Source organism: Sediminibacillus albus, assembly GCF_900101125.1.
In the GTDB taxonomy this organism is placed as follows: Bacteria; Bacillota; Bacilli; order Bacillales; family Amphibacillaceae; genus Sediminibacillus; species Sediminibacillus albus.
In genome coordinates, this window is the sequence record NZ_FNFL01000001.1 from 1 (window position 1) to 15,031 (window position 15,031).

13 protein-coding genes are annotated in these 15,031 nt (G+C 40.6%); 10 read left to right on the forward strand and 3 right to left on the reverse strand.

Annotated features, from left to right (window positions below; all coding sequences use genetic code 11):
• The 5 genes from BLR93_RS18165 to BLR93_RS00025 all read left to right on the forward strand — a co-directional run.
• Positions 1 to 229 (forward strand): hypothetical protein (locus BLR93_RS18165; RefSeq protein WP_217629266.1); only part of this gene is annotated, 229 nt, incomplete at its 5' end.
• A gap of 61 nt (positions 230 to 290) precedes the next feature.
• Positions 291 to 1,571: a SpoIVB peptidase gene (gene spoIVB, locus BLR93_RS00010; protein WP_093210235.1), complete on the forward strand. Its 1,281-nt coding sequence runs from the start codon at positions 291 to 293 to the stop codon at positions 1,569 to 1,571.
• 170 nt (positions 1,572 to 1,741) lie between these two features.
• Positions 1,742 to 2,617 carry a sporulation transcription factor Spo0A gene (gene spo0A / locus BLR93_RS00015; protein WP_093210236.1) on the forward strand — a complete coding sequence of 292 codons (876 nt, stop codon included), beginning with the start codon at positions 1,742 to 1,744 and terminating at the stop codon, positions 2,615 to 2,617.
• 143 nt (positions 2,618 to 2,760) lie between these two features.
• Entirely contained in the window at positions 2,761 to 3,357 is a 597-nt protein-coding gene (safA, locus tag BLR93_RS00020) for a SafA/ExsA family spore coat assembly protein (RefSeq protein WP_093210237.1), read from the forward strand.
• A 175-nt stretch (positions 3,358 to 3,532) separates the two neighbouring features.
• Entirely contained in the window at positions 3,533 to 4,885 is a 1,353-nt protein-coding gene (locus BLR93_RS00025) for an aspartate kinase (RefSeq protein ID WP_093210238.1), read from the forward strand.
• 306 nt (positions 4,886 to 5,191) lie between these two features.
• Here BLR93_RS00025 and BLR93_RS00035 read toward each other — a convergent pair whose 3' ends face one another.
• The 3 genes from BLR93_RS00035 to BLR93_RS00045 are packed head-to-tail and all read right to left on the reverse strand — an operon-like array spanning position 5,192 to position 8,125.
• A complete protein-coding gene (locus tag BLR93_RS00035; RefSeq protein ID WP_093210240.1) occupies positions 5,192 to 5,932 on the reverse strand; it encodes a 3'-5' exonuclease in 741 nt (246 codons plus the stop codon).
• A complete protein-coding gene (locus tag BLR93_RS00040; protein WP_245690020.1) occupies positions 5,933 to 7,843 on the reverse strand; it encodes a DUF294 nucleotidyltransferase-like domain-containing protein in 1,911 nt (636 codons plus the stop codon).
• Between the two features lie 39 nt (positions 7,844 to 7,882).
• Positions 7,883 to 8,125: a DUF2627 domain-containing protein gene (locus BLR93_RS00045; RefSeq protein WP_093210241.1), complete on the reverse strand. Its 243-nt coding sequence runs from the start codon at positions 8,123 to 8,125 to the stop codon at positions 7,883 to 7,885.
• A 189-nt stretch (positions 8,126 to 8,314) separates the two neighbouring features.
• Between BLR93_RS00045 and BLR93_RS00050 the strand changes: the two genes are divergently transcribed.
• From BLR93_RS00050 to lpdA, 5 genes are read left to right on the forward strand one after another with little or no spacing between them, the layout of a single operon-like run.
• Positions 8,315 to 10,390 (forward strand): sigma-54 interaction domain-containing protein, encoded by a 2,076-nt coding sequence (locus BLR93_RS00050; protein WP_093210242.1) that lies wholly within the window; start codon positions 8,315 to 8,317, stop codon positions 10,388 to 10,390.
• 38 nt (positions 10,391 to 10,428) lie between these two features.
• Positions 10,429 to 11,331, forward strand: coding sequence for a phosphate butyryltransferase (gene yqiS / locus BLR93_RS00055; protein WP_093210243.1), 903 nt, complete (start codon positions 10,429 to 10,431; stop codon positions 11,329 to 11,331).
• 13 nt (positions 11,332 to 11,344) lie between these two features.
• Entirely contained in the window at positions 11,345 to 12,439 is a 1,095-nt protein-coding gene (gene bcd, locus BLR93_RS00060) for a branched-chain amino acid dehydrogenase (RefSeq protein ID WP_093210244.1), read from the forward strand.
• A gap of 38 nt (positions 12,440 to 12,477) precedes the next feature.
• Entirely contained in the window at positions 12,478 to 13,563 is a 1,086-nt protein-coding gene (buk, locus tag BLR93_RS00065) for a butyrate kinase (protein WP_093210245.1), read from the forward strand.
• A 23-nt stretch (positions 13,564 to 13,586) separates the two neighbouring features.
• Complete coding sequence (lpdA, locus tag BLR93_RS00070) at positions 13,587 to 15,011, forward strand: dihydrolipoyl dehydrogenase (RefSeq protein ID WP_093210246.1); 1,425 nt, start codon at positions 13,587 to 13,589, stop codon at positions 15,009 to 15,011.
• The last annotated feature ends 20 nt before the right edge of the window (positions 15,012 to 15,031 follow it).

Below are 15,031 nucleotides of genomic sequence, written 5' to 3' on the forward strand. Positions count from 1 at the left end.
GCACCTAGCGCCTAAGGAACTTCCTTCCCCTAATTCCGATAAGTCAACATCGTCGCTGCGCTCTGTGTTTCCTTTATCTCAATCGGGGAAGTCCACTGCCTACGGCGCTGATCAAGGTGCTTTCGCTTTTGATCTTATTATTCGCTTTTTTGGTTTTTTAATTCCAAACATAAAAGGAAATGTTACCCGTTATTTCTCATCTTTACAGTGTTTAAAAAAGGCTATGTAAGGTCAAATTAGAACTACAGAAATAAATAATTCGTATGGGTTAGGAACGAGGAGAGTGAAACATGAAATTTAAAGGATTTCGTAATGGCATAGGAATAATGCTCCTTGTTGCTTTCCTGTGTATTCCATTTTTTACACCGCTGCAGACGTTTTTAATGATACCAAATCAAATAACCACTTTTATAAATCAACAACCTATCCACCTTCCGGCGCTTAGTGACAACATCTCGATGGAAAGTACAGAGGATGAAGTAATAGAAGCATCCGGCGCTTCTGAATTTGCTGCGAAGGGAACGGGGACTGCAGATATCGTATATGAAATGGCCGGCCTGCCATTAAAGAAGGTAAACGTCGATGTGCTTAAAGATTTTAAAGTTAGACCAGGCGGGCAATCAATCGGCGTCAACCTCCATACTCTTGGGGTTTTGGTAGTCGGGCACCATCAAATTAATACTGCTGATGGTAAAGTTTCTCCTGGTGAAGAAGCCGATATTCAAGTTGGCGATATCATTTTAAAGATCAATGACCAGGAAGTCAAAGAAATTGCTGAAGTTGCTCCATTTGTAGAAAAAGCAGGGCAGGAAAAAGAGACGTTAAAGGTTACTGTTAAAAGAGGCGATGAAAAATTTGATACGAAATTAAAGCCGTATTTGGATGCCTCGGAAGATAATTATAAGATCGGTCTCTATATTAGGGATTCTGCTGCAGGGATCGGAACGATGACCTTTTATGATCCAGTGTCAAAAAAATACGGGGCGTTGGGACATGTGATTTCTGACATGGATACAAGAAAACCTATCGAGATTCATAAAGGCACGATTGTTCGCTCAAGCATCAAAGCTATTGAAAAAGGCAACAACGGTACACCTGGAGAAAAGCGTGCAGAGTTTTCAGCTAAGGAAAAAAAGCTGGGTAATATCACAAAAAACACTCCATTTGGCGTGTTTGGCAAACTGGACGAGGATATAAAAAATGGTCAATTGGACAAAGCATTACCAATTGCTTTATCCCATCAAGTGAAAGAAGGACCTGCAAAAATATTGACTGTAGTCAAAGGGGAAAAAGTTGAGGAATTTGACGTAGAAATAGTCAGCAGTGTGCCGCAAAAGTTTCCTGCTACTAAGGGAATGATTATCAAGATTACGGATAAAGAGCTCTTGAATGAAACCGGAGGAATTGTACAAGGCATGAGCGGAAGCCCGATTATTCAGGACGGAAAGGTAATAGGCGCTGTAACGCATGTGTTTGTTAATGACCCCACGTCTGGATATGGAGTTCATATTGAATGGATGTTAAATGAAGCAGGAATTGATATTTATGGACAAGAACAAAAAGCAGGATAATGCAGAATAACTCTTATCATAGCTGGTAAGAGTTATTTTTTTCATATTAAATGCTTTCCGATGTGGTATAATGCAATAAAGATTTTTCGACAAATACGAATTATTTTTGTCGTAATTTAACGAAATATAAAGTAAACCAAAGATATCGAAAGAAAAACGAAAAAAATCTAATGTTTTTTCCAAAAAAGAAGGAAATATCGTATTTGTGTCGAAATGATTACGAGGAACTCGAGGAGGAATCACACAAAGGAGGAAAAGCAGTGGAAAAGATCAAAGTTTGTTTAGTGGATGATAATCGTGAATTAATTAATCTAATGGGGGAGTATTTCGATGATAAAGACGACATCGAAGTAATCGGTACCGCCTATAATGGAAAAGATTGCTTGACTATGTTGGAGGAACTTGACCCAGATGTACTTGTATTAGACATTATCATGCCGCATATTGATGGATTAGCTGTTTTGGGAAAGATCAAAGAGTTGGAAAAAGAAAAGTATCCCAATGTGATTATGCTGACAGCCTTTGGCCAGGAAGAAGTAACAAAAAAAGCAGTCGATTTAGGGGCCTCATACTTTATTTTGAAACCATTTGATTTGGACAGCCTTGCAGACCAGATCAGACAGGTACACGGCATTGCACCTTCTTTCGATAATATAAGCAATAAGCATAGGAACAAAAGAGATGATAAGAAAAAAGACCTTGAAACGAGTATCACCCATATCATTCATGAAATCGGTGTACCTGCTCATATCAAGGGCTATATGTATTTGCGCGAAGCAATTACGATGGTTTATAAGGATATTGAGCTGTTAGGCTCGATTACGAAAGTGCTTTATCCTGATATTGCCAAAAAGTACAATACTACTGCCTCGCGTGTAGAAAGAGCTATTCGCCATGCCATTGAAGTTGCCTGGAGTCGTGGAAATATGGATTCCATTTCCTCGCTGTTCGGTTATACAGTAAGTATATCCAAAGCGAAACCGACCAACTCCGAGTTCATCGCTATGGTAGCAGACAGATTGAGATTAGAACATAGAGCAAGCTAAATTGACATACATTATATTATCAGCAGCCCCTTCATTCTAAAAGAATGGAGGGGCATTTTATTTTTTTAAAACCGAGGACATTTACCAAAATATGAATAAAAAAACCAAATAGAGGGATTTTATTGGTAAAAGGAGGTTATTCCATGAAAAAATTATTGTTGTTAGTGCTGGTCCTGCTAGTTACCGTGCCCTTGGCCGTATCTGCTCAGAGTACATATACGGTGAGGAGCGGGGATAGTATGTGGAAGATTGCCGAGAAATATAAAATAGGAGTAACAGAAATTATCGAAGCAAATCCTCAAGTGGAAAATCCTGATTTAATCTATCCAAATCAAAAATTGAACATCCCCACTATTGACGCAACTAAAACGACAGAACACAAGGTTATACAACTGACGAATCAAGAACGCGCTCAAAATGGTTTGCCGGCACTAAAGCCGGATTGGGAATTATCCAGAGTAGCAAGATATAAATCGAGGGATATGCTGAACAATCAGTATTTTTCCCATACAAGTCCCACTTATGGTTCACCGTTCGATATGATGAGCGACTTCGGTATAAATTATTCGAGCGCAGCCGAAAATATCGCCCGCGGGCAGCGTACTCCCCGGTCCGTGGTGCAAGCATGGATGAACAGTTCAGGACATAGAAAAAATATACTTAATGGGAACTACACCCATATCGGAGTAGGATATGTTAGTAACGGAAATTACTGGACACAAATGTTTATAAGCAAGTGACAAATAAAAAAGCTTTCCCTGATTAGGTTAGCCTTTCTATTTTTAGGAGGGGCTGGGCTAATAGGGAGAGTTTTTTTGTCTGTTTAGGCTTCTTTTTTAAAATAGGAATTTTTCAAAAAAGTATGTTACTATTTTTATTAGAGACAAAATATTAAAAATGGAGAGAGATACTGAAATGAAAGTAGCAAAATTTGGCGGAAGCTCAGTAGCAAGTGCGCAAATGTTAAGAAAGGTTGCCAGTATTATTCAGGATGATCCTGATCGACGAGTCATCGTTGTTTCTGCACCTGGCAAAAGATATCCAGAGGATACAAAGGTAACAGACCTGCTTATCAAGCTTTGCAATACATACCTAAACGGCTCTGCTTATGAGAAAGAAATCGATATGGTGGTTGAAAGGTTTAAGGAAATCACCACCGAATTAGGATTGGCTGAAGATATCCTCCAGGAAATTAGAAAAGATATTCATACTGTTATCAATTCCAATTATGAGAAAGAATTGAAGATCGATGCTTTCAAGGCTGTCGGGGAAGACTCACTTGCCAAACTACTTAGCGTTTACTTACAATCACTTGGCATGGAAGCAACATACTTAAACCCAAAAGATGCAGGAATTATCGTTAGCGATGAACCTGGCAGTGCGCAAATATTAGATGAGAGCTTTGACCATTTATACAAGTTACATGATAGACAAGAGATTGTTGTTATTCCTGGTTTCTTTGGTTATACCAAAGAAGGAAAGTTAATGACTTTCCCACGCGGCGGTTCAGATATATCAGGTTCTATCGTTGCAGCTGGAGTGAAAGCTGATTTATATGAAAATTTCACTGATGTAGATTCTGTTTATTGTGTAAATCCCAATATTGTTGATAATCCCAGAGAGATTACTGCCTTAACATATAAAGAAATGAGGGAGCTTTCCTATGCAGGCTTTTCTGTATTCCATGATGAAGCGCTAATTCCTGCATTTAAAGCTAGTATTCCTGTATGTATAAAGAATACCAACAATCCACACGGATTAGGAACGATGATCGTTTCAGAAAAATACACCATGCAGAATCCAGTAGTTGGAATAGCCAGTGACAAAGGTTTCCTAAGTCTTTATGTCAGCAAATATTTAATGAACAGAGAATTGGGTTTTGGTCGCCGGCTTTTAAATATTTTGGAGGATGAACATATTTCTTTCGAACATACACCTTCAGGAATTGATGATATGTCGGTAATTATAAGGGAATCCCAATTTCCTGAAGAAAAAGAAGCGCGTGTACTGCAGAGAATTAAGGAAGAATTGGATGCAGATATGGTTTCAATTGAACGAGGGTTAGCGCTGGTTATGATTGTCGGGGAGGGCATGAATAGTACTGTTGGTATTGCCAAGAAAGCAACCGAAGCTTTTGCTGAAGTTAATGTCAATCTCGAAATGATTAACCAAGGTTCCTCAGAAGTAGCCATGATGTTTGGGATAAAATCTTCTGGATTAGAGACCTCTGTCCGCGCTCTCTACAAAGCATTCTTTGCAGAAGATTGAAATATAGGACGCAGACTTTCAGAGGAGGAAATTCACGGAGACTCCTGCGGGAGGGAAGGCCACGGTGAGACCCCGCATAGCACAAGTTCGAGGAGGATCACCAGCCTTGTTAGAAGGAAGAAATATTGTTGGCACTGTGTTTCGCAGTTTAAATGAAGCATTAGAAAAGAAAAATCGAACGGATTCGAATGTTAAGGAGTTACCGACCCCAAAATTTAGATTTTATACTCTAACTTTTGGGGGTAACCACCGGATTTCGAATTATCGTTCGATCTTTGCTTTGATCACTATCCTTTTGTCCCAAACTCACTCTTTATTTTGATTCATTGAAAACAATGCGTCATTTAGTTCATTTAATGTGGTAATGTCATGATCGATCGAATTCGCCAACAGGTATTCAAAAAGCTCCGCAGTCATAATAGCATCGTTAAGAGCGTGATGTCTTTCTAACTTTTCAATATCGAAATGTTTAATAAGTGGATCCAGTTGGCAGTCGACTTGCGGAAGCAGCCATTTAGCCATCATTTGGGAATCAATAACGTGCGGTCGATAATTAGGCAGCTTCCACCTTTTTAACATGGTCTGTAGAAAACGAATATCAAATTTTGCTGGGTGTGCGACTAATATAGTCCCTTTGCTAAATTCCAAGAAATTATGAAAAGCGTCAATAAAAGGGCTGGCATTTTCAAATTCATGCTGACTGATGCCTGTTAACTTTTTAATTCTCCCGGAAACGGGCCGCACCGGACGGACGAACTGATGGAATTTTTCTCTGCGGCAATATTTAAGTCCGTTAAGTTGGATAGCGCCGATCGAGATAATTTCATGGCCGATTTCAGGTATGAGCCCGGTGGTTTCTAAATCAAAAATAGTAAAAGGCGTTTCGGAAAAGTGTGTTGTTTTCAGCCAGTTATCCTGTTCCAAATGTAATAGCGTTTTGTTAAGGGTTTGGTAAGACTCCCATTGAAAATAAGGTTTTATTTTTTTATGAAACCGAGGTTTCTCGAAAAAATAGTACTTTAATATTTGTAGATCAATTGGTAACAATTATACCACCCGATTCCGGTTATAGCTTAGCTCTAACACTTGCTGTAGCCTTTTGGCGATAGCAAGCGCTTCTCTTAATTTCCGTTTATCTTCCTTAGAGAGCTCAAGAAGGCTGATGTCATTTGTTAAAGGCTTCCCTTCATCCAGTTGAAGCAGGTTTTGCTGCAGACGGAATGTCAGAAGCCGATGCAGAGCCATTTTGGCATTTTCTGAATCCCTGGGATGAAAACGTTCTTCCTGATTAAGCTTATTCAACCTGTCAATGGTATTGACGTTGTCTATTCCATAACGAATCGAATAAATTCTGACCGCATTGACAATTTGCATAACCGCTGATTTTTTCAGGTTGATGCTTCGTTGCTTCCCTACTCCGATAATTCTGCCAAATGGTTGGAAGGGTACGCGGAACCGTAATGTATCCTTCATCAGCAATTGGTGAAGGTTCAATTTTTTTTGTACCTTTGCTGTTAGTTCTTCTCTCAATTGGTATGCAAGAGAGTAATCACCGAAAATTGGTCGAAAATCCATAAAAATAGTAAAATCCCGTATTTCCTGGGCATCCATTTTTTGAATCCAGTGGTCGAGGTCACTGGACCATTCGGTGATTGTCCTTCTCCATTTCGTTTCTTTTGCCATGATTCCTCCAGTACACAACGGAAAACCGCACGCTTCAAGCATGAAGTTAACTTTCTCGCTAAAAATTCTAAAATACTCTTTGATTCGTTCAGCGTTTTCCAACCGGTTATGGTCTGCCAAAATAAGGCCATTATCTTGGTCAGTACTGAAACCCTGTTCTTTTCTTCCTTCAGATCCCATCACAATAAAACAGTAATTTATTTGGGGGGTGCCATAGCCTTCTTTAACCATTTCCTCCTCAGCAAGATGGATCACTTGTTTGTGGATTCGATCATTAAGGCTGGAAATTAACTCGCAAATCTCATAGCCGAATGTCCCATGGTCAATTAATTGGCGGACAAATGCCTGAAAAGGTTTGTTGTGGAAGGGTGACAGCCCTCGTAATTCTTCAATTTTATCAACATTGGAAATCCGGTAGGTCAAATCAAAGTAAATCGAATCTTTGATATTGAAGAACGATGATTGGCGAAGAAAACCGACCACATTTTCTTTATGAAACACAGGGATGATAGTTGTGGGATGATGTTTTAAATAAGATAAGGCTTCATAAATGAAATTTTGCGACATTACTGAATAAACATCTTTTTTCATGAAATTTTCCACAGGGCTGTCCTTTTCCCCTAAGAAAAATGCATTAAAAATCTCAGAATAGCCTAGAACTCCGAGCATTTGCTTTTTATCTCTGCTTACAACTACGCCTTCCAGTTCTTTTTCCTGCAGCATGCCAGCTGCTTCGCCAATCGAAGTATCTGGAGTGACAAAAACCGGCGGTTCCATATATCCGTCCACTCGTTTGGTGTACATTTCTTTTTCGGAATGGTCGTCAGAATCCGAGCTTTTGTATTTCACCTCGTGGTATAAGCTTTTCATCGTATTGCTTATGCCTTCTAGTACGACGTTAGAAAATTTCGTGTTCGTAGACATGATATCCATGAAATTACCTTTATGGAAGCAGAGTGTTTTGGTCTCTTCCATTGCCTGAACGGAGAATTTCATCTCTCCACTGGACAATAGGATCATCATACCGACAAGATCGCCAGGATAATAATAACCAATCGATAACTGTTTTCCGCTAGAACGATGCATGATGCTGTTGGCCAACCCGGAGATAAGGAAATGTATTTCGACCTCATCTTCTTTCTCGTCCTCATGGATAACGAACTCATTGGTTTTATAATCACGGATTTCCGCTTTTTCCGTTATCATGTCAAATTCCTGCTCGGTTAGTAAATTAAATGGATACTGTGATTGAAACATATTTAAATACTTTTCCACTATGGCACCTCCTTAACTTTTCACAAACGTACCGGCTGCTTATCGATCTTTATTCTTTTTGAATTTTCCTTTAGTTAAATTTCGCTTTCTGTCTCTGTGGAGAATGAATCCCCCGATGAAAGCCATTCCAGCCAAGAGTAAAATTAGTCCAACCGTAAATTGTATGCCAATATGAAAAAACAAACGATAAAAATCGCCAAAAATAGCATCTCTCATCAATTTTATGCCATAAGTTGCAGCAATCCCCGGTATCACTAATATAATTAATGCGATTAGCCTCATTTTTTTCTCCTCTGTTGTACAAAAAGTAATTAAAACTTGATAATTGTGATTAAAAGTATCGACTCAAATCGATAAATATCACGGTTACTCATGTAGTATAGCAAATATAAAATGCATTGTCTTTCTTGCTAAAACATGCAGGATTTATTATGATAGTATTGTGCAAAAAACTGCAAGGTGTGATGCTGGATGAAGCGAGTGCTCATTATTGGCGGAGGAAAAGGCGGCACTGCCTTATTAAAATTACTCAAAGCAACAGAACGCATGAAAATTGTTGCACTGGTAGATAAGGACAGTGATGCTCCTGGTATTAAAGCAGCTAAGGAATTTAGCATTAAAACCGGAAGCCGTTGGCAGGATTGGATTCATGAGGAAATTGATATAATTATTGAGGCAACTGGTTCGGAAGAAGTATTGCAAGAGATTATTACGGTTAGAACAGGTAGTACAGTAGTCATCCCTGGATCAGTAGCATACATAACCGCTGAATTATTAGAAGAGAAAGAGACATTGCTTAGCCAGTTGAAGAGCCAGACGTACAACCAAGAATTGATTATGAACAATATTCATGAGGGAATGATCGTGATAGACGATGATGAGTCCGTCGTATTCGTAAATAAGCGAGCGGAACAAATCGTTGGTGTCTCCAAAAATAATTTCATTCATAGACCGATAAGGGAAGTGATAGACCAAACAAGGCTTCCGGAAGTATTACGGTCTAGAAAAAAAGAAGTGAACCAGAAGCTAATTCTGGAAAATGGCAAAAAAGTCATCACAACGAGAATTCCAATTATTGATGCTTCTGACCGCTTAAAAGGCGCTTTTGCAGTTTTTAGGGATATTACTGAAGTTGTAGAGTTGGCCGAGCAAGTGACCGGTCTAAAAGAAGTAAAGAAAATGCTAGAAGCTATTTTTCACTCATCAGATGAAGCGATCAGTGTGGTTGATGAATCTGGACTCGGTATAATGGTTAATCCTGCTTATACACGCATTACTGGCCTGAAGGAGGATGATATTATCGGTAAACCGGCTTCTACCGATATTTCCGAAGGCGAAAGCATGCACATGAAAGTGCTTTCAACCAGAAGGCCGGTCAGAGGTGTGCGGATGAAAGTCGGTCCTGCCAAGAAGGATGTTATCGTCAATGTCGCCCCTATTATTGTCGATGGTAAGTTAAAGGGCAGTGTGGGAGTTTTACATGATGTCACAGAGATAAAATCCTTAACGAGTGAATTGCGGAGAGCCAGACAAATCATTCGTAACCTCGAAGCTAAATACACGTTTGACGATATCGTAGGTTCTTCCAATGAATTACTTTTGTCTCTTGAACAAGCAAGAGTCGGGGCGAAAACGCCAGCTACTGTTTTGCTTCGCGGAGAGTCCGGGACCGGAAAGGAATTGTTTGCCCATGCGATTCATAATGAAAGCAATCGCAGGAACAATAAATTCATTCGGGTGAATTGTGCGGCAATGGAAGAACAAGTGCTGGAAGCAGAATTGTTCGGGTTTGAAGAAGGGGCCTTTTCCGAATCGAAGCGCGGCGGAAAAAAAGGATATTTTGAAGAAGCTAATAATGGAAGTGTTTTTTTGGATGAAATTGGCGAACTTAGTCTCCGGCTGCAGGCAAAGTTACTTAGAGTCCTGCAGGAAGGCGAAATATTCCGCCTTGGAGGAAATGAGCCGATCTCCATTGATGTACGAATTATAACTGCAACTAACATAAATTTAGAAAAGGCGATTATGAACGGTAAATTCAGAGAAGATTTATATTATCGCCTAAATCGCTTGCCAATCTTTATTCCTGCACTTAGAGAGAGAATGGATGATTTAAATGAACTTTCTGCTCATCTCATTGAAAAGATAAACCAGGATTATGGACGTAATGTTAATCATATCCATCATGAAGCCCTTAACGATTTAAAAAAGTATCACTGGCCGGGTAATGTAAGAGAATTAGAAAATGTAATTGGGAGAGCAATGATAAAGATGCAGGTTGGCGAGGAAGTGATCACGAAGCAGCATTTACCAGAACTCCCCTCAGAACAACCAGAAATGGAAACGGAAACACGGACGTTCAATTATCATGGAAAGCCATTGCAAGAGTGTCTAGAAGCTTTCGAAAAAGAAGTAATTGAAACAGCATTTAAAGATAACAGCTACAATAAAACAAAAACCGCTGACAGCTTAGGCATTTCCGTTAGAAATTTATATTATAAAATGGATAAATATAAAATTGAAAAAAATAGCATGCAAGATTCTTCATAGTGCACGTGCTGAACCAAAAAGTGCTTGGAGGGTGGAAGATGAAGAAATTAGAAGAGCTATTGAAAAATATGGGGGAAGTGCACCGAAAAAATATAGCTGTCGTCCAGGCCGCCGATAAAGAAGTGTTAATGGCTGTAGAAGATGCCCTTCGGCGAGAATTATGTCAGTTTACGCTTTATGGATCTGCCGCCAAAATCAAAAGCATTTGTGAAGCCGAGGGGATTGATCCTGCATTGCCGGATTTACATATTGTAGACGCTGTATCGGAGGAAGAAGCTGCTAGTAAAGCAGTAAAAGACGTAGCTAACGGCACAGCCCATGTATTAATGAAAGGAAATATTGCTACAAGTTCTTTAATGAAGGAAGTATTGAATAAACAGTATGGCTTGCGTACTGGGAATATCCTATCCCACACTGCTTTATTTGAGATTCCGGGTCATAAGAAGACGATTTTTTTAACGGATGCCGCTTTAAACATTGCCCCTGACCTGCAACAAAAGGCGTCGATAATTAATAATGCTGTACATGTAGCAAAAAGTGTAGGGATAGCAATTCCGAAAGTGGCCGTTCTGGCAGCTGTCGAAACGGTCAATCCTGCAATGCAGACCACACTGGATGCTGCTGTACTAGCCCAAATGCAAAAAAGGGGACAAATAAGCGGCTGCGTGGTAGATGGGCCGCTAGCATTTGATGTTGCGGTATCTCCTAAAGCGGCTGATCATAAAAGGGTCTCTTCCGAGGTAGCTGGAGACACAGACATTCTCGTAGTGCCAAGTATTGAAACAGGAAATGCTTTATATAAATCATTTGTTTATTTTTCCAATGCGAAAGTGGCTGCCGTTATTACAGGAGCCAAGGCTCCGATTGTGCTGACTTCCAGATCTGACACTGCGGAAAATAAATTAACTTCATTAGCATTGGCATTGAGAACCTTACTCTAAGGAGGAATAGAAAATGGAAATATTTAAATACATGGAAAGTTATGATTACGAACAGTTACTTTTCTGCCAGGACGAACAATCAGGATTGAAGGCTATTGTAGCTATTCATGACACTACATTAGGACCAGCCTTAGGCGGAACGAGAATGTGGACTTATGATTCAGAAGAGGCAGCTATCACGGATGCATTAAGACTGGCAAAAGGAATGACATACAAGAACGCGGCTGCCGGCTTAAATTTAGGCGGAGGTAAAACTGTAATAATCGGGGATCCAAAAAAGGATAAAAATGAGGCAATGTTCCGTGCTTTTGGACGGTTCATCCAAGGTTTGAACGGGCGGTATATTACTGCAGAAGATGTTGGTACTACTGTAAGAGACATGGATTTAATCCATGAAGAAACAGACTTTGTCACAGGTATTTCTCCTGAGTTCGGTTCTTCGGGAAACCCTTCTCCCGTTACTGCTTATGGAGTGTATAAAGGGATTAAAGCTGCAGCGAAGGAAGCTTTTGGTTCTGACTCACTCGAAGGAAAGACAATCGCAGTCCAGGGTGTAGGAAATGTAGCTTATAACTTATGCGGCCATCTACACGAAGAAGGCGCCAATTTGATTGTCACGGACATTAATAAAGAGGCTGTAAACAGAGCAGTTGAAGCGTATGGCGCGAAAGCCGTTGACCCGGATGATATTTACCAAGTGGACTGTGACATTTATGCTCCATGTGCTTTAGGAGCGACGATTAATGACGACACAATCCCTCAATTAAAGGCAAAAGTAGTCGCAGGAGCTGCCAACAACCAATTAAAAGAAACGAAGCATGGTGATATTCTTCATGAAAAAGGCATTGTTTATGCGCCTGATTATGTCATTAACGCAGGAGGAGTCATAAATGTTGCTGATGAGTTAATTGGCTACAATCAAGACAGAGCAATGAAGCGGGTGGAGACAATTTATTCGAGCCTGGAAAGAGTGTTCGAAATATCTCAGCGTGATAACCTTCCGACATATGCCGCCGCGGATCGAATGGCGGAAGAAAGAATTCAGATGTTAAAGCAATCGAGAAGCCAATTTCTTACCAACAGCCATCATATTTTGAGCAGGCGATAGAAGCAACGAAAGTAAGTTCAACAACGGGGGTACAAGAATTGCAACAAGTCAATCGAGTTTTAGTAATCAATCCTGGTTCAACATCCACTAAAATAGGTGTTTTTGATAACAAGCAATGTTTATTTGAAAAAACAATCAGGCATACCGCTGACGAACTATCGGCGTATCAAAGAGTCATCGACCAGTATCAATTTCGAAAATCAGTCATTTTGGAACAGCTTCATCAGGAAGGTATTAACATATCAAAGCTTAATGCTGTCTGTGGCAGGGGCGGATTGCTTCGGCCGATTGAAGGCGGATCTTATCTGGTAAATGAGACAATGCTTCAAGATCTGCGCATGGGTTACAATGGTGAACACGCATCTAACCTTGGAGGGATCTTGGCTTATGAAATAGCCTCAGGACTCAACATTCCTGCCTTTATTGTTGACCCGGTAGTTGTAGATGAATTGGATGAAATCGCAAGAATGTCAGGAGTACCTGATATTCCGAGGAAAAGCATCTTCCATGCTCTAAATCAAAAAGCGGTAGCACGCAGAGCTGCCAATGATTTAAACCAGCCCTATGGCCAAATCAATTTGATTGTCTGCCATATGGGCGGCGGTATTACGGTAGGAGCCCATCATAAAGGTCGGGTAATCGATGTCAATAATGGACTACACGGGGACGGGCCATTTTCTCCGGAGCGGGCAGGGACAGTCCCTGCCGGGGATCTCGTCTCGATGTGCTTTTCTGGACAGTATTACCGCGAAGAAGTAATGGAGAAACTAGTAGGTAAAGGCGGATTAGTCGGATACTTGCAAACGAACGATGCTTTGGAAGTGGAACGAATGATAGAAGCGGGAAATGAACAAGCAAAACAAGTTTATGAAGCTATGGCCTATCAGATCGCCAAAGAAATCGGTGCAATGGCCGCTGTATTAAATGGTAAAGTTGATGGGATCGCTTTAACTGGCGGACTAGCTTATGGAAAAAACTTTACAGCCCTGATAGCGGACAGGGTCAAGTGGATAGCCGATGTCTTCATTTATCCTGGCGAGAATGAGTTACAGGCGCTTGCAGAAGGTGCCATTCGTGTATTATCAGGAGAAGAGGAACCAAAGGATTATCCAAACCCAGTTTAAGAAAAAGATTGGAGTGAAACGGAATGGCTCAAGATTATGATTTAGTGATTATTGGCGGCGGTACTGGCGGTTATGTTGCTGCTATTCGTGCCTCTCAGCTGGGATTGAAAACAGCAATCGTCGAAAAAGGAAAGCTTGGCGGCACTTGTCTCCATGAGGGATGCATTCCTTCCAAAGCTTTATTAAGAAGCGCCGAAGTTTTCAGGCAAACGAAGGAAGCTGGCCAATTTGGTGTGAATGTAGCAGAACCAACAGTGAACTTTTTAAAGGTACAAGAAAGAAAAAACGAAATCATTGCTGCATTACATAAGGGCGTCCAAGGGCTGCTCAACAAGGGGAAAATTGATGTTTATGAAGGTACAGGCAGAATACTCGGGCCGTCGATTTTTTCCCCAACTGCCGGTACAGTTTCTGTAGAAATGAATAATGGGGAAGAAAATGAGATGCTGGTCCCTAAAAATGTACTAATTGCTACAGGATCTAAACCTAGAACACTGCCAGGCCTTGAGGTGGATGGTGAGGTAATTATGACCTCCGACCATGCCTTACAAATGGAAGAGCTTCCTGAATCGGTTATTATCGTCGGCGGCGGAGTTATCGGTATTGAATGGGCTTCAATGCTTGCTGATTTCGGGGTAGAAGTCAATGTAATCGAATACATCGACCGTATCCTCCCGACAGAGGACAAGGATGTCTCCAAAGAAATGGAACGACAACTTAAAAAGAAAAACATTAAGATCCATACCAATGCAAAAGTTATGCCAGATTCTTTAAAAAAGGAAAACGGAGTGGAAGTTTCCGCAGAAATAAACGGAGAGCAACACTCATTTCAAGCAGACAAGCTGCTTGTATCTGTGGGGAGAGAAGCCAACGTCCACAATATCGGCTTGGAAAACACCGACATTGTTGTTAATGACCACGGGGTCATCCAAGTAAATGATTTCTACCAAACCAAAGAAACGCACATCTATGCAATTGGTGATGTGGTTGGAGGGATGCAGCTGGCTCATGTTGCCTCCCATGAGGGAATAGCTGCTGTTGAGCATATGGCTGATACTAATCCGGAGAAAATGGACTATAAACATATTCCGTCTTGTATCTACTCTAATCCGGAAGCTGCCAGTGTGGGACTAACAGAAGAACAGGCAGCGGATAAAGGATTCGAAATCAAAACAGGAAAGATGCCATTTAAAGCAATTGGAAAAGCTCTCGTTTTTGGTGAAACAGACGGGTTTGTCAAAATTATAACGGATAAAAAGACGGACGACATATTGGGCATCCATATGATTGGTCCCCATGTCACTGATATGATTTCTGAAGCTGGTCTTGCGAAAGTACTAGATGCCACAGCTTGGGAGATTGGGGAAACGATCCACCCCCACCCTACACTTTCAGAAGCAATTGGAGAAGCTGCCCTGGCAGTAGAAGGGAAACAAATTCATGGATAAAACGATAGGAGGGAAATAAA